Genomic DNA, 21,401 nt, shown 5'->3' with positions numbered 1-21,401 from the left:
GGCCGGGGCCGGGGTCGGCGCACCGCGGTGTCCTGCCCCGACGGTGAACCGCGTGGGGCCATGCCCGAGGGCCGCCGTCCCTTGTCCTGCGCCACGCCGCCGGGGCAGGTCAGCGCACCGCGGTGTCCTCCCCGGCGGTGAGCCGCGCGATCGGGGCGGGCGGGGCCGCGGCCGGAAGGTCGACCCGAAGGAGCGCGCCACCGCGTGCGGACCGGGCGACGGTGACCCGGCCGCCGTGGGCGTCGACGACCCGCTGCACGATCGACAGCCCCAGACCGGATCCCGGCAACGCCCGGGCGCTGTCGGCACGGTAGAACCGGTCGAACACCCGCGGCACGTCGGCGGCGTCGATGCCCGACCCGGCGTCGTCGACCTCGAGCACCACCGACGCGCCCTCGGCGACGAGCCGGACCTGGACCGGCTGGTCCGCGGGAGACCACTTGCCGGCATTGTCGATGAGGTTGAGCACCGCCCGCTGGAGCGCAGCGGGACGCCCGCTCACCCACACGGAGGTCACGTCGAGCGCGACCTCGATGTCGGGCGCGCGGGAACGCGCCCGGGTCACGGCGGCCACCACCACGTCGGCGAGGTCGAGCAGTTCGGTGCTCTCGTCGCTGACGTCACCGCGCGCCAGGTCGGTCATCTCGGCGGCAAGGGTGCTCAACTCGGCCACCTGGGCGCCGAGATCGTTGAGCAGCCGGGTCCGGCTCTCCGCCGGCAGTGCGCTGTCCAGGGTGCCGCGCCGATCGAGCCGGATCAGCAGCTCGACGTTGAGGCGCAGGCTGGTGAGCGGGGTCTTGAGCTCGTGGGCGGCGTCCTCGGCGAGCAGCCGCTGGGCCCGCCGGGAGTCCCGGAGCGCGGCGAGCATGTCGTTGATCGACTGGATCAGCCGCCGGATCTCCCCACCGCCCTCATCCGGGATGTCGGCGTCGAGATCCCGGCTGTGCGCGACACGTACCGCGGCGGCGGTCAGCCGGTCGATCGGTGCCAGCCCGGCCCGCGCCACGGTCCGCCCGACAAGGGCGCCCCCGGCCACGCAGAGCAGCCCGATCAGCAGCATGCCAAACCCGAACCGGTTGATCGGGCTGTCGTCGGTGACGCGGGCCGTCTGGACCGCGCCGTCGCCCGCCCGCAGGGTGTAGATGACGTAGCCGTCGTCGTCGCTGTCGTTCGACTCCATCAGGTCGGCCAACGCGCCCTGCGCCACGCGCCCGGCGTCCTCGCTGACCGGAGGCAGCGCGGGTTGGCCGACCGGCGTCCGGGTCGAGCCGTCGGGCAGGATGACCCGCGCCAGCCGACCGGATCCGGGATACGGCGGTAGCTGGACCTGCGCCAGACCGGCGCGCTCCGCGTCCGTCGCCAGGACGCGGGAGTCGGCGCGCAGCTGATCCTCCGCGCTGTCCTGCAGCTCCCAGTCCAGTAGCTCGCTGGCCACCTGGAAGGCCACGAACACGCTGACCGCGATGGCCGTCGCCGCGATCACCGTCAACCTGGTCCGCAGGGACCGCCGGCGCCACCATCGGGTCAGCCGGCGAGGTTCCCAGCCGGCGGGCCTGCTCACGGAGGAGTGTCCCGCAACGTGTACCCCAAGCCGCGCAGCGTGTAGATCAGTCGCGGCTCACCCTCGGCCTCCATCTTGCGGCGCAGGTAGCTCACATACACCTGGAGGTTGTTGGCGGTGGTGCTCATGTCGAAGCCCCAGATCGCCTCGAACAGCGCGTCACGGGTCAACACCCGGGTCGCGTTGCGCATCAGGACCTGCAGCAGGGAGAACTCGGTCCGGGTCAGGTGCAGCGGCCGCCCACCCCGCCACGCCTCGAACCTGTCGGGATCCAGCCGGACGTCGGCGAACGTCAGGAGCTGCGACTCGTCGTCGCCCGGCGCGCGGCGGCGCAGCAGAGCCCGGACCCGGGCCAGCAACTCCTCGCTGGCGAACGGCTTGGGCAGATAGTCGTCGGCGCCCGCGTCCAGCCCCGCGACCCGGTCGGAGACCTGATCCCGGGCGGTCAGCATGAGCACCGGCAGATCCCGACCCGCCGCCCGCAACCGCCGGCAGGTCTCCAACCCGCCGAGGCGGGGCATCATCACGTCGAGGATCAGCAGATCCGGCGCGTCACCACCGACCCCGTCGAGCACGGCGAGACCGTTGGCGACGGTGCTGGTGTCGTAACCCTCGACCTGGAGCACCCGCTCCAGCGACTCACGGATGGCCGCCTCGTCATCCGCGATCATGATTCGCACGTCGGCCCGTCCCTCTCCAGTCGATGCTTTTCCGCTCATCCTGCCCGATCAACCTGAGGCCAGGATTCAGACCGCCGCCACCGTCCCGGTGACGGCGGCCAGCGCCTCGGCGGCGTCGCCCACCGCCGAAGGCTTGGCGTACAGCCGGTCGGCGATGACCACCACGTCCAGGCCAGACGAGGTGAACGTGTGGAACGCCTCGGCGCCGGCCCGTGCGGTCGGCCTGCCCTTGATGTTGAGCGAGGTGTTCATCAGCACGGGTACGCCGCACAGCCGTTCGAACTCGTCGAGGATCCGCCAGAACCGGGGGTTCTCCGCCTCGTACACGGTCTGCACCCGGGCGGTGCCGTCGTCGTGCACGACGGCGGGGATGGTGGACCGCGCGTGTGGACGTACCGCGACCGCGACTGTCATGTGTCGGAGATTGGTTCCGGCCGGTACGACGAAGAAGCGGTCCGCGCACTCGGCCTTCACCGCCGGAGCCAGCGGCCGGAACTCCTCCCGGAACTTGACCGCGGCGTTCACCCGGTCCCGTGCCTCCCGGTCCCGCGGGTCGGCCAGGATGCTGCGGTTGCCCAGCGCCCGGGGACCGAACTCCAGTCGGCCCTGTGCCCAGCCGATGATGTACCCCTTGGTGAGCAGCCGTGCCACCACCCGCTCGGCGACACCCGGTGCGACCTGGACGGACCAGTACGGATGTCCGGCCGGCGGGCCGTCCTCGGTCACGTCGGGCCCCAGGTAGGTCATCACCGGATAGCGCGCCGCCTTCGCGACGGCGGTGGGGCCGGCGACCGCGAGCGCGGCGCCCACGGCGGTGCCCTCGTCCCCGGCGCACGGCTGTACGTAGATCGCGTCGACCAGCCCGGAGTACGCAAGCTTGCCGATCGCGGCGCAGTTGAGCGCCACACCGCCGGCCAGCGCGACCCGGCGTAGCCCGGTCTGCCGGACCCAGTGCCCGATGAGGTGTGCCATGGCCTGCTCAAGCCGTTCCTGCGCGGCGGTGGCCAGGTCGATGTGGGCCTGGGTCAGTGGCTGGCCCGGCCCGCGCTCGGGGCCGACCCGTTCGCGGAGCCAGTCCCGGGATCCGGCGAAGGTCTCCCGGCTGCGGGGGTCGCGGTTGTGCCGCAGGACCGGTACGTCCAGCCGTCCGTTCGGGCCGAGCGTGACGGCCTCGGCCATGCTCGCCCGGTAGCGTTGCGGATCGCCGAGCGCCGCCAGCGCCATGACCTTGTACTCGTCGCTGTTCGGCCAGTATCCGGTGAACATCGTGACCAGGGCGTAGAACAACCCGAGACTGCTGCGGTAGTCAAGCGCGGCCAGCCGGTCCAGGGTGCCGTTCCGCCAGGCGTAGACGCTGACCGCGTGCAGCTCTCCCATCCCGTCCACGACCACCACGAGCGCCTCGTCGAAGCCGGAGGGGATCGCGGCGGTCAGTGCGTGCGCGCGGTGGTGCGGTACGGGCACCGGTTCCGCTCCGGACAGCGCCGGCACGAACCGGTGCAGCAGATCGGCCTGTCGCTGTGGCGCGAGTATCTCGGTGTAGCGGCGCCGCGCGTACGGCTCGCCCTGGGCGAGCACCTGGACCCGCGAGTGGTCGAAGTTGTGCGCGACCGCGTCGACCTGGGAGACGTCCAGATCGGCCAGGCGCAGGCAGGACCGGATGGCGTCGATCGGGAACGCGTGGTCGAACTTGATGCCGGAGTACCGCTCCTGTTGTACCGCCGCCACCAGTTCGCCGTCGACCACCAGCGCCGCCGCCGAGTCCAGCCCCTGGAACAGCCGGGCCTCGCGTTCGTCGAGTCCGGGGAAGCAGGACGCCTTCAGCTCGGCGGAGCCGTGCAGCCCGCTGTAGCCGAGCACCACTGTGGGAGGTTTCGCAGCCGTCATCGGTCTGTCTCCTTCAGTCGTCGGTCCGGGCGCGCCAGCGGAAGGTGCGTACGGCGACCAGGAAGGCGAGCACGCACCAGGCGGCGAGGACCAGCGCGACCCGGTCGAGTTCCCAGCTTCCGGCCGGCTCCTGGGCCTGGTATCCGTCGGGGAGGAACACCGACCGCATGCCCTGGGCGATCCACTTGAGCGGGAAGATGGCCGCCACCGTCTGCATCCAGTTCGGCAGGGTGGCGAAGACGAAGTACACGCCGGAGATGAACTGGAGCACGATTGCGATCGGCGACATGATGGCCGGGGCGGTCCGGCCGTTGCGGACGAACCCGCTCGCGGCGATGCCCAGCATGGTGCACGAGGCGATGCCCAGCACGATGACCCAGAGGTAGGTGATCCACCGTCCGACGGTGTCCGGCAGGTCCAGGCCGAAGAAGGCCGAACCGATGCCGAGCAGCAGCACGTTCTGGGCCAGCGCGACGAACGCGACCATCAGCATCTTGCCGAGGAAGTACGCGGATCTCGGCATCGGCGTACCGGCCAACCGCTTCAGCGTGCCGATGTCCCGTTCGATCGGGATCGCGATGGCGACGTTCTGGAAGCTGACGCCGAACAGTCCGGCGCCGATCATGCCGGCCACGAAGTACTGGGCGAGGTCGACGTCGCCCGGCAGCCGCTGACCATGGAAGATCGATCCGAGGATGATCAGCAGCAGGACCGGGAAGATGAAGGTGAAGACCACCGAGATCCATTCCCGGATGAACACCAGGAACTCCACCCTGGCCCGGGCCCGGGTGACCGCCAGGAGCGCGGGCGCCCGTACGAGCGTCGCGGCGGCGTTCACGCCGGTGCTCCGATCATCCGCAGGTAGACCTCTTCGAGGCTGGGCCGCTCGACGGCCAGGCCCGGAACGTCCTGGCCGAACCGGGCGGCCAGATCGGTGACCAGCGCGGCGGGCGTACACGTCTGTACGCTGCGCGGTCCGTCGGGGCTGAGCCAGCGGACCGTGGCGGCGGCGGTGGCCCGGCCACCGAGGGTCTGCGGCGGGCCGACCTCCATGATCCGGCCGTCGACGATCACCGCGACCCGGTCGGCGAGGTGCTCGGCCTCCTCCAGGTAGTGGGTGGTGAGCAGGATGGTGGTACCGGAGCGCGCGAGGTCGGCGATCAGGTCCCAGAACCGGCGTCGTGCCTCGGGGTCGAACCCGGTCGTCGGCTCGTCCAGGAACAGCAGCTCCGGTCGGCCGATGATGCCGAGCGCGACATCGAGCCGGCGGCGCTGCCCCCCGGACAGGTGCGCCGCGCGGGCGTTGCGCCGGTCGGCCAGGCCGACCAGTTCGATCACCTCGTCCGGATCCCGGGAGTTCGGAAAGCACGCCGCCATCGCGCGGGCCCAGTCGCGGACCGTCAGCGCACCGGCCTGGGTCAGGTCGTCGGAACGCTGCAACACGATGCCGATCCGGGCCTTCCAGGCCGCCCGGCCGAGCGCCGGGTCGACGCCGAGCACGCGTACGTCGCCCGAGTCCCGGCGTCGATGACCTTCGAGGATCTCCACGGTGGTGGTCTTGCCGGCACCGTTCGGCCCGAGCAGGGAGAAGACCTCACCGCGCGGAATCACCAGGTCGATCCCGGCCACTGCGGGCCGCCCCCGGTACGACTTGCGCAGGTCGGACACGACGATCGCGGAATCGCCGGCCGGGCCGCCACTCATCGGCCGTCGCCAGCGGTCAGTACGGGTTGGTGCGCCCACGCCTGCGGGTCGGACGGGTCGGCGGGCGGGTCGGCGCAGATCACGTACCGGTGCGGCGTCATTGCGGTACGGCGGCCCGGCATCGCGGCCACGCAGGCCGCGTGGGCCTGTTCCGGTGTCCGGACCGAGCCGCCGACCAGGTACGCCACCAGCCGGAACCCGTTGTCCTCCGGCACCGCGAACACCCGCTTCACCGACGCGTCGAGCGTCTCGTCGAGCAGTCGCTGGGCCTCGGCCAGCTCGACCCAACTGGAGTCGACCAGCCGCCATCCGTCGCCCCGGTCCATCGGCTCGATGCCGGTCAACTCGCCGACCCGGGACAGCGCGAAGTTCCCCTCGGCCGCGGCGACCAGCACCTGCTCGATCCCGCGTAGCAGGGACTCGATCTCCGCCGGAGGTATCCGGTTCCGGTCGTGGCCGATGGCACCGAGCACCAGCTCGCCCCGTTTCTGCATGAGACGGAACGCGAGCAGCGGTGAGATGGGTGGCCAGTCCTGCCACCACACCCGGCTCTCGGGAAGCGCCCGCCGGACCTCGGCCGGGTCGGTCGAGGATGCCGGTTCTCCGGCGGCCGGATCCGGAGAACCGGACGACGTCCCCACGTTGCCGTCGAGCGTGCTGGCGTTGCCGAGCGTCTCCGCGTTGCCGTCGAGCGTGCTGGCGTCGTTGAACGTGTTGCCGTCGGGCGTGTTGGCGTCGTTGAACGTGCTGGCGTCGTTGAACGTGGTGTCCCGGCCGAACCAGCTACCGCGCTCGTGGTGGATCCGATCGATGAGCCGGGCCCGCTTGGCATCGTCGACCATTGCCTGCCGGCCAGCCCGCAGCACCGCGGTGCCCACCCGCCGCACCTGCTCGTCGTAGGTATCGGCGCTGGCGTCGATCGGCACCAGGCTGTCCGCGGCCAGCGGACCGATGTAGCCCCGGAGCCGGCGCTCGGTCCGGTTGCTGGCCAGCGTCGGCAACGGGAAGCGCGGCAGACCGGTGCGCCGGGCCAGCACCGCGCAGATCGCCGCGAGCACGGCCATCGACTCGCTGGCTCCGATCCGGGCCGTGATGTGCGGCAGGGCCAGGGCGCCGGCACGGGACCACAGCCAGCCGGAGGTGGCGCCGGCGGCCGGCTGCGCCGATCGCGGCGTCGCCCAGGTGCACTGCGGCAGCTGTCGCAGGTGGCGCCCCCAGTACTCGACGGCGGTGTCGAGCCGGCGCTGCCCGGCGGGCGACCGCTCGTACGTGGCCTGGTCCAGGGGCTGGTGCAGGGGTGGGCCGACGTTCCGGCGGGCGGGATCGGCGGCGAGTTCGGTGAACTGGCGGCCGAGCAGTTCCGCGCTCATCAGGTCGACGACGACGTGCGAGTACACCACGGCGCCCGTGGTGAGCACACCGTCGTGGACGGCCACCGCGGCCCGCAACGGCAGCTCCTCGGCCAGGTCGAACTCCCCGTCCCGCAGTCGGTGGAACAGCTCCTCGATCAGTGCGGCGGGGTCCGCACCGTCGTGCTCGTACACGTCCAGGGGCAACTCGCAGGTCTGCAGTACCCGCTGGACGGGCACCCCTCCGCCGGTGAACTGGGTACGCAGACCCTCGTGCCGGGCGACGAGGACGCCGAGCGCCGCCACGACGTCGTCGACGCCTGCGCCGTCGGGCAGTTCCAGTGGCGCGGCCGCCCAGCGGCCGTACGGCTTCTCCTCGCGGATCCACTTGAGCATGGCGAGGTGCCCGACGGTCAGTGGTCCCTCGCCGCCCCGGACGCCGGTGACCTTCACGTACCGCCTGTCCACCCGGCGCAGCTCGACGGTCGACGTTCGCTGTCCGACGACAGGTGGCGGGAAAAGGTCAATAGGTCGTATTCCCATTGCTGTCTCCTCAGGGAACCGGGAGTCGCCGCGTCGATCGGACCTGGGGTACGTCGACTGGCCAGGCGGCTGTCGGCGACGCTAGGCGAATTCTGAGGCTCCCACAATCGGGTAAGCCCGATGCTTTATGTATTGACGAACATCATAGAACGTAGGGGAATCCCCAGTTCCGCCGAGGGGATCTCACGCATAATCTGGCATCGCCGCACGCCGAGCGTCGTGGCCGACCAGAGTCCCAACGCCGACCAGCGCCCAAATGGCGGGACCGCCAACTTGGAGGAATCAGTGGCCGACCACGTCACGACCCTGCTGCGCGTCGAGGCGTTCGCGCCGGAGCGGTCGTGGACCGTGGAGGAGATAGCCGAGGCGAACGGGCTGAACCGGAATCAGGCGCGGATGTTCCGACGGATCCGCGGACTGGACCGGATACATCTGGATCCCGACCTGGATCTGTTCGACCTGCTCGCCGCCCCGGCCGAGATGATCCTTCGCTCGGTGCCCGATCCGGGACGGATCAGGTATCTGATCTACGCGCACACGTTTCCGGACCTGACCCCGTCGTACGTCTTCGCGGCCGACCGGCTGCGGGAGCGGCTGGGCCTGTCCGAGGCGGACGCGTTCGCGGTGACCCACCAGATGTGCGCGAGCAACCTGGCCGCGCTGGACGTGGCCGGTGAGCTGCTGCGCGCCGACGGCGACAGCACCGCGCAGGCGTTGGTGATCACCGGGGAGAAGCCGTTCACCGGCCTCGTCCGGTACATGCTCAACGTGTCGGTCACCGGGGAGGGGTCCGCGGCGTGCCTGCTCGGCATCGACGGACCGGGCAGCCGGATCCTCTCCTACGCGGCCCGGACCGCCGGGGAGTTCGCGGACGGGTTCCGGATGACCGTCGAGCGGCAGCGCGAATTCGACGACACGTACAACGTGTATCTGTGGGAAATGATCGAGGAGGCGTTGCGCCGAGCCGACCTGGATATCTCCGACATCGCGATGGTGGTCCCGCACAACGTCAACCGGACGCTCTGGCTGCGGTTGTGCGCGAAGGTCGGTCTCGATCGGAACAAAGTGTTTCTCGACAACATCTCCCGCTACAGCCACACCTACTGTTCCGATCCGTTCCTGAATCTGGCGACGATGCGGGACCGCAATCTGCTCGTCCCGGGTGAGCGCTACCTCCTGACCTCGGTCGGGGTTGGCGCGACCTATGCCGCGATGGTTCTCGAGTACTGACGAGGGGACGGACGATGGACACGAGCTATCTGCGTACGCTCAAGAGCAAGTTGCTCGGAACACCGGCCGGACGCCTGGTCTTCGTCTGCAACTTCGAGGCCGAGAACTGGTGGGCCGAGGGGTACGTCGGACTGCCCGCGCCGCGCTTCTCCGCGCCGACCTCGGTGGTGGGCCGGATGGAGGAACTGGGTGTCCTGCTGGCCGGTGCGGACGACGTACTGATCCTCAAGCATCCCCTCGACCCGGGGTACCGGGAGTACCTGTCCGGGCTGGGCCTGCCGGTGCCCAGCGTGCTCGTCCCGGAGAACGTCCGCCCCGACCGGTCGACCACGGAGGACGTGCTCGACTCGCCGGAACTGCTCCGGCAACTGTCCGCCCTGGGCGCCGAGGGTGCGCACCTGCTGCCGATGGGTACGACGGTGCTGGAACAGAAGCTCACCGACCGCTGCGGCCTGCCGCTCGCGGTGCCCGACGCGGCCACCTTCGCCCGGGTCAACAGCAAGATCTACGGTCGGCGGCTGACGGCGGCGGTAGGGCTGCGCGGCATCCCCGGGGACTGCTGTGAGAGTCGCGACGAACTCGCGGCGGTGCTGCGGCGCCGTCGGCCGGCGCTCACCGGCGGCACCCGGATGGTGGTGAAGGACGCCTACGGGGTGTCCGGCAAGGGCCTGCTGCTGCTGGACCGCCCGGAGACGGCGGACCGGTTGCTCCGGATGGTCGACCGCCGGGCCGAGCGCACCGGCGACGACCGGCTGCACGTGGTCGTGGAGGAGTGGCAGGACAAGAGCCACGACCTCAACTACCAGCTCACGGTGGCCGGCGACGGCGGGATCACACTCGACTTCGTCAAGCGGGCGATCACCGAGAACGGCGTACACAAGGGACACCTGATGCCGGTGGCGCTGACCGCCGGGCAGCGCGCCGAACTGGAACACGCCGCCGAACTCGTCGGCGGGCGGCTGTACGACGACGGCTACACCGGCATCGTCGGCGTGGACGCGATCCTCACCACCGCCGACGTGCTGTACCCCGTACTCGAGATCAACGCCCGGCTGAACATGTCGAGCTACCAGGGCAGCGTGACCGAGCACTGCCAGCCTCCGGGTCTCGTGGCGTTCGCCCGGCACTATCCGCTGCGGCTTCCCGCACCGGTCGGCTTCGACGAACTCGCCGGAGCGCTCGCCCCGGTCCTGCACCGCGACGGCCCCGAACGCTTCATCATCACCTGCTTCGGCACGGTCAACGCCGACGCCGACCGGCCACCGCCCTTCGACGGCCGGCTGTACGCCCTGCTCGTCGCCGAGGACCAGGCCGGTCTGACGGCGCTGGACGACGCCGCACGCGCCGCACTCGCACACCTCGCACCCCGGGAGCACTGATGACCGAACGCTATGCCGAGGTGGCCGACAGGTTCGGCACCCCGGTCTACGTCTACGACGGTGACCTGCTCCGCCAGCGGTACGAGTCGCTGCGGAGCCGGCTGCATCCCGACGTCGACGTCTTCTACTCCGTCAAGGCGAACCCGAACATCAGCATCTGCGGACTGTTCGGCGCCCTCGGCGCGGGCATCGAGGTCTCCTCGATGGCCGAACTGGTCACGGCCGAACGGGCCGGTGTCGACCCGGCCGACGTCATCTTCCTCGGCCCCGGCAAGTCGGCCGCCGAACTCCGGGCCTGTTGCGAACGCGGCATCCACGCCGTGGTCTGCGAATCGCTCGACGAGGTACTGGCGCTCGACGCCATGGAGATCGCCGACGGCATGCGGGTCGTGCTGCGGATCAACCCCGACTTCGACACCCACGGCTCCCGGCTGTCGATGGGCGGCAAGCCGCGCCAGTTCGGCATCGACGAGGAGATCCTGCGCGACCGCCCGGCCGCGCTCACGGGCCTGCGCCGGGTACGCGTCGTCGGGATCCACGCCTACCTCGGCACCCGCATCCTCGACGCGTCCACGGTGCTGCACAACACCCGGGGCATTCTCGGCACGGCCGAGGCGATCGCCGGGATCCTCGACATACCGCTGGAGGTCGTCGACATCGGCGGCGGATGGGGCGTGCCGTACTTCGACAACGAGACCGACCTCGACGGCGACGAGGCCGTCGACGGCGTCAACCAGGCGGTCTCGGCGTTCCTCGAACGCCATCCGGGCACCCGGATCATCACCGAGCTGGGGCGTTACCTGGTGGGCTGGTGCGGCACCTACGTGGTGCGGGCCCGCTACGTGAAGCGGTCCAAGGGCGAGTGGTTCGTGGTGGCCGACGGCGGCACCAACCACCACATGGCCGCCGTCGGTATCGGCAGCTTCGTCAAGCGCAACTTCCCGATCCGGTCGCTCAGCCGGCCCGACGAGCCGGCCGAGGAGACGTACACGGTCACCGGCCCGCTCTGCACCCCCAACGACGTGGTCGGCAAGCGGGTCCGACTGCCCGAGGTCCGGCCCGGCGACCTGCTCGGAGTGGCCCGATCCGGCGCGTACGGCCCCAGCGCCTCACCGGTGCTGTTCCTCAGCCACGGTCACCCGGCCGAGGTGCTCCTGCTCGACGGCGAGGCACACCTGATCCGGCACCGCGACACCGTCGACGACCTGCTCCGGTCGCAACGTCTGATACCACTCCCCGTCCCGGCGACCAGCGCCGCTCCAGGAAGGACCAGTCATGGATCAAGGTAAGATCATCGCGGGCATCGAGCAGGCGCTGAGCGACGTACTCCAGCGACCGGTGTCGGACCTGCCCAGCCAGACCCGGCTCTTCGAGGACCTGCACCTGGACTCCACGTCGATCCTGGAACTGTTGATGGCGCTCGAGGACACGGTCGGGATCGAGGTCGACCCGGAGAACCTGGAGATGTCCGACTTCACGTCGCTGGAGACGCTCGCCACCTACGTGTCGGCCAACCTGAACGACGACGCCTGATTCCCATGCCGCTGTCACTGTCCTCCGCGGCGCTGGTCCTGGAGCCGGACCCCGTCCCGTACCGGCCGGATGCCGACTGCGCGATCTTCGAACGCGACCTGCTCGTCCGGTTCGGCATCGGACGCGACGAGGGGCGGCTTCGACAGGGCGCGAACATCGGGTTCACCGAACTCGCCGACAGCCTGATCCGGGCGCTGCCGATCCCGCTGACCAGCCCCGATCTGCTCATCTTCGCGTTCGGCCTGCCGGACATGATCGCGCTCAAGCACGTGGCCCAGCGGGTCAACTACATGCTGGGCGGCCGGAGCCACTGTTTCGCCGTCTCCGAGCAGGGGCTCCGGGCGCCGTTCACCGCCCTGAAGGTGGCCGACGCCTTCGCCCGGTCGGGCCGGTGCGACACCCTGGCCCTGTTCGTGTGCGAACAGAACACGTACGCCTATCCGGATCCGTTCATCGAAGACAACAAGGTGCCGAACTCCGGCGCACTGCTCTACTTCGACGGCGCCGGCCGGTACGAGTTCCACGGCACCCGGATGGCGCCCCGTGGCACCCCACTTCGCACCCTGCTCACCTCGATGACGGCGGGTCTGGAGCCCGGCCCGACCCTGCTCGTCGCCGGGCCGTGGGCCGACGGCGGCGAACTCACCGGCACCGGACTGCCGATCCACCGGACCGCACCGGGCCCGTTCTGCACCGGCGTCTGGCTCGACCTCGCCCGTCACCACGAGGACTGGAGCGCCACGTACCGGTCGGTGGTGTTGTGCGACACCGATCCGCGTACCGGGCAGAGCCAGGTGGCCGTCCTGCGGCTGCGGCCCACCCACCAGATCCACAGGAGGTCGTCGTGACCAGCGCGTTGATCGACCAGCTCCACGCCACCGGATATCCGGTCACGCTGGATGCCCTGCACCGGCGCGTCTGGTCCGGCGAGTTCGTGCCCGCCCCGGCCGGGTACGTCGCCGCCTCGGTGACGGCGTTGCCGACCGCGGAGCCGACGCCGTTCGCCCGGTTCGGTCTCGCGGTGGCGCCGTGGCCCGGTCGGGCCGTACCGACCGACGTCGCCGCGAGGTTCGCGTCCGGGCTGCTCGACCTGCACCGGGCGGTGCTGCGCCGCGCGCTCGACCAGGCCGTACGGCACCTGGGGGAGCGCAACTCGGAGGGCACCTCGCTGCTGGCCAAGCAGCTCGTCCAGGCACAACTGGCCGACGTCGCGATGGGGCTGCGCGAGGACGAGGTGATGCCGCCCGAACGGCGCTCCGGCGACCGCGCCGCGCGCTGGCGTACGCACCAGCGCCTGGTCCGGCTCGGCCGTGCGGTGCTGTACCTGTTCGGAGCCTCCGGGTTCCTGGTCGACGGCCCGGCGGGCGAGCTCTACCTCGCGGAGGTCACCGGCAACATCTACCTGCATCCGGGAACGGAGGAGTCCGATGCCTGAGCTGCTCGACGACACGTTGCAGGCGCTCGACGGGTTCTGTCGCGACGTGTCGGGCGATTTCCGCGAGTTGGGCCGGCTGCTCGACCGGGATCCGGACGTGATCGGCGAGTACCTGGACCGGCCCGGGGTACGGCTGTCCCGGTTCGTCGCCATCCCGCCCCGGTACTGGACCGGGCCGGAGGCCCCGGCGAACCTGGTGGGTGTGCTGCGTACCGTGCTGGGGCAGAGCGTGGCCTGGGAGCGGCTCGCGTACGGCGATCCCAACGTGTGGCTGGCCAGCCCCGGTCCCGCGCTCTCCGGCGGGGTCATCGACGTGCTGGCCACTCCGGCCCAGGCAGACCGGTACTACCAGCGGCTGGTCGCCGAGCCGTTGCACACCTTCTTCGGGCTCACCGAACCGGCCAAGGGTTCCGCCGCCACCGAACTGGAGACCACCCTCACGCCCGCCGACGACGGCGACGGCTGGATCCTCGACGGGGAGAAGTGCTACATCGGCAACGGCGCGCGGGCGCAGTTCGGTGTGGTGTTCTGCCGGCGGGCACCCGGGCTGCTGGGGATCGAGGCCGTCCTGCTGGACTGCGCCACGCCCGGGTTCAGCGGCGAACTGCTGTCCACCGTGGGGCTGCGCGGGGCCCGGATCAGCCGGATGCGGTTCGACCGGGTACGCATTCCCGCCGAGAACCTGCTCGGCGCGCACCTGCCCGCGACCCGTCGTGGCCTGTACGGGGTCACCCAGGTGCTGTACCGGGCCCGGCCGACCATCGCGGCCATGGCGCTCGGCTGTGCCCAGGCGGTGTGCGACTACGTCCGGTCGCAGCGACGCACCCTCGCCGGGTACGACCGGCTGCACCTCGAGGACGTCGTGGACCGGATCGCCGCGGTGCGTCTGCTCATCCACCGCAGCGCCGCGGACGTCGATCGTGGCGTGGTGAACAGCCACCGGCTCGGCGCGGCCAAGGCGCGGGCCGCCCGGCTCTCGGAGGAGGCCACGCTGCTCGCCGCGCGGTTGCTCGGCCCGGCGGCACTGGTGGAGCATCCCTGGCTGGAGAAGATCTACCGTGACGTGCGGGCCTTCGAGATCATGGAAGGGACCACGAACCTGCACCGGATGTCGGTGTTCCGCGGCGTACTGAAGAACACCTTCCTGACCGCGTCGGAGCCGCCCGGGAACGGTCATGCGACTGGGCATTGACCTGTTGGCGGTGAACGAACTCGACCGGCTCGCCCAGCGGTCCTGGTTCACCCGGTACGTCTTCGCCGACGTCGAACTGGCCCACGCCGAGCGGTTGTCGGGCCAGCGGCGGCGGGAGTTCCTGGCCGGTCGGTTCGCCGCCAAGGAGGCCGTACTCAAGGTGCTCGGCATGGGCCTGTTCGAGGGTGTGGCGCCCCGCGACGTCGCCGTGGCAGCCCGGCCGGGCGGGGCTCCGCAGGTCAGCCTGCACGGTGCGGCGACCGAGGCCGCCAGGAGGGTGGACATCGAACAGGTCACGGTCTCCATCACCCACAAGGGCGGTCTCGTCGCCGCCGTCGCGATGGGTTGGTGAGAGCAGGTGGGTTGGTGAGAGCGCGGTGGGCAGGTGGAAAAGGGCGGGCGCCCGACGTGGCCGAGGTGTCGGTCAGTCGGCGCCGGCCGCCGCGCTCAGTCGTCGTGCCATGCCGACGCGGTTGCGTACGTCGAGCTTGGCGAACACGTGGGTGAGGTGCATCTCGACGGTCTTCTCGGTGACGAACAACGCGGCCGCGATCTCGCGGTTGGTGAGTCCCTCGCCGGCCAGATCGGCAACCTGCCGTTCGCGTCGGGTCAGGACGGCCAGCCGGGCCCGGCCGGTCCGGCGTTGGGCCCGGGGTTCGCCGGCCGTGCCGGCGACGAGTGGTACGTCGTCCGGGTCGGCGGCGTCCGGATCCGCGGCGTCCGGGTCGGCGTCGCTCGGGTCGGCGGCGCTCGGGGCGCCGTCATCCGCGTAGGGGTGGCCCTGGTCGGCATCGTCCGGGTGGTCGACGTCCACGGCGGCGGTCCCCGCGCCAGCGAGGGCTCGGGCGCGTGCGGCGTCCCACCACAGACCGGCATAGCCGAGCGCCTTCGCCGCGTCGGCGGCCACCTCGGCGCCGCCGCCGGGTTCGCGGGCGGCCAGGACCTGGGCCCTCGCCAGCATCGCGAGGCCGGTGAGTCCAGGCAGGGGCACGTCGTCGGCGACCGACTGGCCCCGACGCGCCCACTCGGCCGCGAGCGCGGTGCGCCCGGCCCGCAACGCGGCTCGGGTGAGTATCTCGGCGTGGACCACCCGGATCCGTGGATCGGCGGCCGGAACGGTCTCGTCGTCGGGGCAGAACCCCGCCATCGACCCGCCCCCGGCGTCGAGGACCAACCGGTTCTCCGTGGCCAGCACCCGTCCCAGCGTGGCGAACCAGCCGCCGGTGGCGATGCCGGTGTCCGGCGGCGAACAGTCTGTGGCCCGCGCCGGCCAGCCGGCGCGGGCCGCCACCCAGGTACGCAGGACGGCAACCGTGTTCCGCAGGTCCGTGCCGCCGAACTCCTCGGCGACGTCGACCGCCCGATCGGCGCTGTCGCCCGCTGCACGCAGCCGCCCGGCCACACCAAGCCCGAGGGTCCGCACGATGAGGACGTGGCAGAGCGTGATGCCGTGCCCGTCGGGCGGTTGGTCGGTCAGCACGGTCACCGCGCGGTCGAGATGATGCAGCGCGTCCCGCTGGCGCTCGGCCCAGAGTTCGGCCCAGCCGAGCCACAGGGCGGCCTCCGGTCGAGCCGCGAGTTCGTCGTCGGTCAGCCCGTCGAGGGTCCGCGCCGCCTCGACCAGCAGGGACTGCACCTGACTGACCGCGCCCTCGAAGCAGCTCACCGCGGCCAACAGAGCCAGTGCGCCGGCCCGATCGGATGGTGGCCGGCGGTTCGGGGCGGACTTGACGGCCCACTCGGCCAACGGTCGTGCCTGGTCCGGCGCTCCGCAGGCCAGTTCGAGGTGGGCCAGCAACAGGGTCAGCGACACCCGGTGCGGACCGGCCGGATCGGCCAGCGCTCCCAGTTGGGACCGGATCAGCGTCCGTCCCTGCGCGATCCGCCCGAGCGCGTGGCTCAGCCGGCCGTACAGCGCCGCGACCTCGGTCCGCTCCGCGTCACCGATGGGCACCGGCTGGCGCAGCGCCTCGCGCAGTGCGGCGCAGCCGTCCGCCGGCCGTCCAGCCCTGCCGTACGCCCGGCCCAATCCGACCAGGATCGCGAACCTCGTGGCGGCCTGCCGCTCGTCCGTGCAGATCCGCAGCGCCGCCCGCAGCCAGTGTGCCGCCAGCTCCGGTGCGGTCGTCTGCACGGCGGCCGCGGCGGTGACCAGGTTGCTGATCGCGTCCGCGTCGTCGACCGCGGCGACCACCGCGAGATGCGGCGCGAGTGCGACCGCGTCGGACCCGGCGCTGAGTATCCGGGCGGCGCGGGCGTGCGCGTCGAGGCGCCACCCGGGACGGCTGCTCTGGTAGATGGTGCGACGTACGAACGGATGCCGGAAGGTGAAGTCGCCGGTCTCCGGCAGGTACCGGACCAGGTCCCGCTCGACCAGTTCGTCGATCGCGTGCAGCAGGTCGACGTTGGAGAGCTGGGCCACCTGCGCCACGATCGGCAGGTGGAGCCGGTCACCGATGACCGAGGCCGCCGACGCGGTCTGCCGCGCGTTGGGTGACAACCCGTCGAACTCGGCGACGGTCACGGCGTCGACGGCTGCCGGGCCCACCGCGGTCAGCGCCTCCAGATAGCGGGGGTTCCCGCCGCTCCGCCGGTACAGTTCCCGGGCTCCGAGTGGATGTGGCCGGCCGGCGAGCAGGACACCGACCTGGCGTCGTGACAGGGGGCCGAGACGCAGGCGGGTGAGTTCGGGTGCGGTGCCGACCGCCGCCCGAAGCTGGGCCGGCGTCTGTCGCTCCCGGTGCGCGAACGCCACCAGCAGCGCGGCCCGGGGCGGAGAGTGCAGCAGGTAGCGGAGGGCGTCGATCGTCTGGTCGTCGGCCCGATGGAGATCGTCGAGGACGATCACCAGTGGGCCGCCGGTGGACGGGTACGACTCCACCAGTGCGTGAATGGCGCGGACCAGTGCGTACCGCTGCGGTAGGCGGGCGGGCCGGGGTCCGCCGTCGGACGGTCCGGGGAACATCGGAAAGATCGACGCCAACGCCTCCTGGTCGTCCGGCGAGAGCCCGGCAAGCTGTACGGGGCTGGCACCGACGAGATGTCGGTCGATGGCGTCGACGAACCCGCCGAACGGGAACTCCCAGCCCGGTTGTGGCGCCGCACCGGACCAGACCGGGATCTTCCGTGCCCTCGCGAGGTTCGCGACCTCGGTGAGCAACCTGGTCTTGCCGATCCCGGGATCGCCGGTCACCTCGACGAAGCGCGCACCGCCCTCGATGTCATCGAGGATCCGTTCGATCTGCCGCGTCTCCCCGCCCCGGGTGAGTGCCAGGTCCGGACCGGACCGGCCGGTACGGGTGGGGCACCGTGGATCGGCGCGGCGTCGGCGGGAGTCGTGCGGGACGGAGGCGTTGTCCGCGCCGTCTGCCGCCGGTTCGCTGAGGTCGTACAAGTCGTGCCTTTCCTGTCGCCGATGCGGGTAGGCGGAGCCTATGCAGCGCGACTGGATGGCGAATGGACGGCGGCTGGACCGAATCAATACGATGCACATCGATGTCCGGGTCGCGCTCGGGCGCCCTGGGTCCGAGCGTCACACCTCGCACCTCCGGGCGGCGAAGCGGCACCGCTCCGCCACCCGGAAGTGCCCGGGGCTCACCTACCCACCAGATGACGCTCCGCCGTTCCGGGTCGGCCCGCACCGCGGCCCGGCGGGGGCCACCTCCGGTCGACTAGACGGCGACGGCGGCCCGATCGGCGATCGGCATGGTCAGAGTCCGGCCCATCAGTGGCGACAGCAGGCTGACGATGTCGGCGATTCCCTTCAGGTCCGTGTCCATCAGGGCCTGGTCGCCGTCGCAGAGCGCGACCTTCGGCTGCGGATGCACGTCGATGATCAGACCGTCGGCGCCCACCGCGATCGCCGCCCGGGTCAGTGGCAGGACGAGGTCGCGGCGACCGCCGGAGTGTGAGGGGTCCACGATCACCGGTAGGTGCGACAGTCGCTGTGCGACGGGGACCGCGCTGATGTCGAGGGTGTTGCGGGTCGCTGTCTCGAACGTGCGGATGCCGCGCTCGCACAGGACGATGTCCAGGTTTCCGCGCTGGGCGATGTACTCGGCCGCGCTCAGCCACTCCTCGATCGTCGCGCTGAATCCGCGCTTGAGCAGCACCGGCTTGCCCGCCGAGCCGACCGCCTGGAGAAGCGCGAAGTTCTGCATGTTGCGCGCGCCGACCTGCAGCATGTCGGCGTAGGACGCGACCATCTCGACGCTGCCGGGATCGATGACCTCGGTGACCACCGGCAGCCCGGTCTCGGCTCGGACGTCGGCGAGGATCCGCAGCCCGGCCTCGCCGAGTCCCTGGTACGAGTAGGGCGAGGTGCGCGGCTTGAAGGCGCCGCCACGCAGCAGCGAGGCCCCTGCCGCCTTGGCCATCAGCGCCGCCTCGAGGGTCTGCTCCGGAGTCTCCACCGCGCAGGGACCGGCGATCATGCTCATCGTGTCGGGCCCGATCGGCACCCCGCCGACCCGGACGACCGACCGGGCCGGATGGTTCTCCCGGCTGACCAGTTTGAACGGCACGGAGACCCGCATCACCTGCAGGACGCCCGCGAGGCTGCCCAGGTTCAGCGCCTCGAAGTCTCCGACGTCGCCGACCAGGCCGACGATCGTCCGGGACACTCCGCGGCTGACGAAGGCCTGCCCTCCGGCCGCGTGCACGGAGTCGACCACGGCCGCGATGTTCTCCGCCGTGGCCTCCGGGGCCATCACCACCACCATGACGCTCTCCTCCTGTGGGAAATTTCCGATTTCGGTTGCTGGGGATCAGGTCGTTCCGCAGTCGTTTTGGATGTCGCCGAATTGACTCTCCCGGGGTCTGCGAAAATTTCCTCGGCAAGGAGGTTTTCGGCTAGTCGATCCTTATGCGGCCACTGCCACATGTCAATTCTGATTCGTCCAACCGTACGTTGTCCGCGACACCCGGATGGTCACTGCCCGGCTCTGTCGGTAGGGTGTTGTATCGTCACTTCCGGATAGTCGTTTTGTCGTAATCAATACGAGTGGTCGAAGATGCTGTCTGAAAGGCTGAGTACCCCTGGGTCGGGACGTCAGCCGTGTATCCCACGTAATGGTGCTCTCTGTCGTGTTTCTTGCCGGATCGCTGGTCAGGGCCGATGCGGACGTGCCCCGGTTGCCGCCACAAGGCTTCGGCCAGCACGAACCTGCAGCTGGAGCGCCTGAGAACATCGACCCCGATGTCTATTCGCGAATCGGGCACTATCGCCTTTATCAAGCCACTTATCGGCAAAGAAGTCGATTCTGGCTAGGGGTGGTCTAGGGGTTGGCCAGGGGGTGCAGGTTTCTCAGGGGTTTCGTCGCCAAAATTGACGGTGATAATTTCGGGCGACTGCTCGGATCGCGAACTATGCGATCGAGCGTGGTTCTCATACGACTGAGGGGAGTCGAGAGCCGTGGTAAAAGGCGGAATCTCACATTCTGGCACGACGCTCCGCGACGAATTCACCAAAGATGATCGCCTCGGCAGGGGTGTCGCGCAGCGTGCTGCACGTTCCAGGGCCGCGGCGGCGTCCGAGGATGAGGGAATCAACCAGCAACCTGTCGTCCAGGTCGAGGTCGGCGCGCTGACGATCGCCGACTCACCCCGCCTCTCCGGCGAGAATGCCGAGCATCTGGAGGCGCTCGCGGCGGCGCGGAGCCCGTTGCCGCCGATCATCGTGCACCGGCCCTCGATGAGGGTCCTCGACGGCGTGCACCGGCTGAAGGTGGCCATCCGGCGTGGCGAGGAGACGATCGCCGTCCGGTTCTTCGACGGCGACGAGGCCGACGCGTTCGTGCTCGCCGTTCGCATGAACGTCACCCACGGCCTGCCGCTGGCGCTCGCCGACCGGAAACGTGCCGCGAGGCGCATCATCAGCTCCAACCCCGTGTGGTCCGACCGGAAGGTGGCCTCGGTCACCGGTATCTCGCCGGGAACGGTGGCGGAGGTGCGCAAGCGGGTCAACGGTGGAGCACCGGGGGCCGGGGCCGGCATCCGGATCGGGCAGGACGGCCGGGTCCGGCCGCTCGACGGAAGCGCCGGCCGTCGGTTGGCGGGACAGTTGATGAGCGAGAACCCGCACCTGTCGCTCCGTCAGGTGGCCCGGGCCGCGGCCATCTCCCCGGAGACCGCGCGCGACGTGCGCAACCGGCTGCGGAACGGTGAAGACCCGATTCCCACGCAGCGGCGGAAGTCACCAACGACCGCCAACGAGCCCGTCGCCGAACGGCGTCGGGACCTCGACTCACTGGCGATCCTCCGGCCACCCACGCGCCCACAGCGGGAGCCGGTGCTCGACCGCACCGCGACACTCAACCGGCTCAAGGCGGACCCGGCGCTGCGGTACAGCGATACCGGGCGGAACCTGCTGCGGCTGCTGACCCTGCACACGCTCTGGACCGAGGAATGGGAGGCGATCATCAACAACCTTCCGCCGCACTGCACCGGCGTCGTCGCCGGCCTGGCCGGGCAGTTCGCCGACCTCTGGACCGAATTCGCCACCCGGGCGACCGGGACAGTCGCGAAGGTCGGATGAGGCTCCCACCTCTGCCGGTGTCCAGGCGGTACCACAAGCGGTTGGCTGCTGTGTGGGGCCTTCGGATCCACCGCCGCGCCGCCGGTGGTTCTCGAGCGCTGTCCGAGTGCGGAAAACGCTCGGTTGGACGGACGAGGATGCCGCAACGCCCCACGCCTCGACCGGGAACACGGGATGGCATGCGGTTCGGACCTGGGCTGGTGCGGCGGCGTCGTCGACGGCCAGCCGGTCCGACCGGCGAGAGCCCGTCCGGCTGGTGCGCAACTCGCCGGCCGCCGCGACGCTGTCGCATCCAGATGAACCCAGCGTGTCCCGGAACTCGGCGGCCAGGAGGTCGAGGACCGGCGGACGCCGTTAAGGGGCCGCCCGCGGC

17 protein-coding genes are annotated in these 21,401 nt (G+C 70.8%); 9 read left to right on the top strand and 8 right to left on the bottom strand.

The window, feature by feature from the left end; genetic code table 11:
- Positions 1-109: 109 nt before the first annotated feature.
- The 6 genes from I0C86_RS09785 to I0C86_RS09760 all read right to left on the bottom strand — a co-directional run bounded on the left by I0C86_RS09785 (position 110) and on the right by I0C86_RS09760 (position 7,724).
- Positions 110-1,561 (bottom strand): sensor histidine kinase, encoded by a 1,452-nt coding sequence (locus tag I0C86_RS09785; RefSeq protein WP_196200903.1) that lies wholly within the window; start codon positions 1,559-1,561, stop codon positions 110-112.
- The gene (locus I0C86_RS09780) at positions 1,558-2,232 is read right to left on the bottom strand and encodes a response regulator transcription factor (protein WP_323373561.1); all 675 of its coding nucleotides are present in this window, start codon (positions 2,230-2,232) and stop codon (positions 1,558-1,560) included. Before I0C86_RS09780 ends, I0C86_RS09785 begins: the two co-directional genes overlap by 4 nt.
- A 75-nt stretch (positions 2,233-2,307) precedes the next feature.
- The gene (locus tag I0C86_RS09775; protein ID WP_196200901.1) at positions 2,308-4,128 is read right to left on the bottom strand and encodes a carbamoyltransferase family protein; all 1,821 of its coding nucleotides are present in this window, start codon (positions 4,126-4,128) and stop codon (positions 2,308-2,310) included.
- A 13-nt stretch (positions 4,129-4,141) separates the two neighbouring features.
- Positions 4,142-4,966, bottom strand: a complete 825-nt coding sequence (locus tag I0C86_RS09770) for an ABC transporter permease (protein WP_323373560.1) — start codon at positions 4,964-4,966, stop codon at positions 4,142-4,144.
- Positions 4,963-5,832, bottom strand: a complete 870-nt coding sequence (locus I0C86_RS09765) for an ABC transporter ATP-binding protein (RefSeq protein ID WP_196200900.1) — start codon at positions 5,830-5,832, stop codon at positions 4,963-4,965. The genes I0C86_RS09770 and I0C86_RS09765 overlap by 4 nt, the downstream gene beginning before the upstream one ends.
- Entirely contained in the window at positions 5,829-7,724 is a 1,896-nt protein-coding gene (locus I0C86_RS09760; RefSeq protein ID WP_196200899.1) for a condensation domain-containing protein, read from the bottom strand. The genes I0C86_RS09765 and I0C86_RS09760 overlap by 4 nt, the downstream gene beginning before the upstream one ends.
- 285 nt (positions 7,725-8,009) lie before the next feature.
- Here I0C86_RS09760 and I0C86_RS44950 point away from each other — a divergent pair, with 285 nt between their 5' ends.
- Genes I0C86_RS44950 through acpS form a run of 8 tightly spaced genes read left to right on the top strand, consistent with a single transcriptional unit; the run spans position 8,010 to position 14,845 of the window.
- On the top strand, positions 8,010-8,954 hold the full coding sequence (locus tag I0C86_RS44950; RefSeq protein ID WP_323373559.1) for a 3-oxoacyl-ACP synthase III family protein: 945 nt from the start codon (positions 8,010-8,012) through the stop codon (positions 8,952-8,954).
- Between the two features lie 14 nt (positions 8,955-8,968).
- The gene (locus I0C86_RS09750; RefSeq protein WP_196200897.1) at positions 8,969-10,333 is read left to right on the top strand and encodes a preATP grasp domain-containing protein; all 1,365 of its coding nucleotides are present in this window, start codon (positions 8,969-8,971) and stop codon (positions 10,331-10,333) included.
- The gene (locus I0C86_RS09745) at positions 10,333-11,622 is read left to right on the top strand and encodes a type III PLP-dependent enzyme (protein ID WP_196200896.1); all 1,290 of its coding nucleotides are present in this window, start codon (positions 10,333-10,335) and stop codon (positions 11,620-11,622) included. The genes I0C86_RS09750 and I0C86_RS09745 overlap by 1 nt, the downstream gene beginning before the upstream one ends.
- On the top strand, positions 11,609-11,866 hold the full coding sequence (locus I0C86_RS09740; protein ID WP_196200895.1) for an acyl carrier protein: 258 nt from the start codon (positions 11,609-11,611) through the stop codon (positions 11,864-11,866). The genes I0C86_RS09745 and I0C86_RS09740 overlap by 14 nt, the downstream gene beginning before the upstream one ends.
- A gap of 5 nt (positions 11,867-11,871) precedes the next feature.
- Positions 11,872-12,714: a hypothetical protein gene (locus I0C86_RS09735; RefSeq protein WP_196200894.1), complete on the top strand. Its 843-nt coding sequence runs from the start codon at positions 11,872-11,874 to the stop codon at positions 12,712-12,714.
- Positions 12,711-13,301 (top strand): acyl-CoA dehydrogenase family protein, encoded by a 591-nt coding sequence (locus I0C86_RS09730; protein WP_196200893.1) that lies wholly within the window; start codon positions 12,711-12,713, stop codon positions 13,299-13,301. The genes I0C86_RS09735 and I0C86_RS09730 overlap by 4 nt, the downstream gene beginning before the upstream one ends.
- Complete coding sequence (locus I0C86_RS09725; RefSeq protein WP_196200892.1) at positions 13,294-14,493, top strand: acyl-CoA dehydrogenase family protein; 1,200 nt, start codon at positions 13,294-13,296, stop codon at positions 14,491-14,493. The genes I0C86_RS09730 and I0C86_RS09725 overlap by 8 nt, the downstream gene beginning before the upstream one ends.
- Positions 14,477-14,845: a holo-ACP synthase gene (gene acpS, locus I0C86_RS09720; RefSeq protein ID WP_196200891.1), complete on the top strand. Its 369-nt coding sequence runs from the start codon at positions 14,477-14,479 to the stop codon at positions 14,843-14,845. The genes I0C86_RS09725 and acpS overlap by 17 nt, the downstream gene beginning before the upstream one ends.
- A 72-nt stretch (positions 14,846-14,917) precedes the next feature.
- On the opposite strand, the gene I0C86_RS09715 is transcribed toward acpS, so the two are convergent.
- Positions 14,918-17,887, bottom strand: coding sequence for a helix-turn-helix transcriptional regulator (locus I0C86_RS09715; RefSeq protein ID WP_196200890.1), 2,970 nt, complete (start codon positions 17,885-17,887; stop codon positions 14,918-14,920).
- A gap of 277 nt (positions 17,888-18,164) precedes the next feature.
- A complete protein-coding gene (gene aroF / locus I0C86_RS09710; RefSeq protein WP_196200889.1) occupies positions 18,165-19,214 on the bottom strand; it encodes a 3-deoxy-7-phosphoheptulonate synthase in 1,050 nt (349 codons plus the stop codon).
- Between the two features lie 692 nt (positions 19,215-19,906).
- Between aroF and I0C86_RS09705 the strand changes: the two genes are divergently transcribed.
- Positions 19,907-21,028 carry a ParB/RepB/Spo0J family partition protein gene (locus I0C86_RS09705; RefSeq protein WP_230393885.1) on the top strand — a complete coding sequence of 374 codons (1,122 nt, stop codon included), beginning with the start codon at positions 19,907-19,909 and terminating at the stop codon, positions 21,026-21,028.
- Positions 21,029-21,401 lie beyond the last annotated feature (373 nt).

The sequence above is a fragment of the Plantactinospora alkalitolerans genome, assembly GCF_015690345.1.
GTDB classification, from domain to species: Bacteria; Actinomycetota; Actinomycetes; order Mycobacteriales; family Micromonosporaceae; genus Plantactinospora; species Plantactinospora alkalitolerans.
This window is presented reverse-complemented; position numbering and strand designations above follow the sequence as displayed.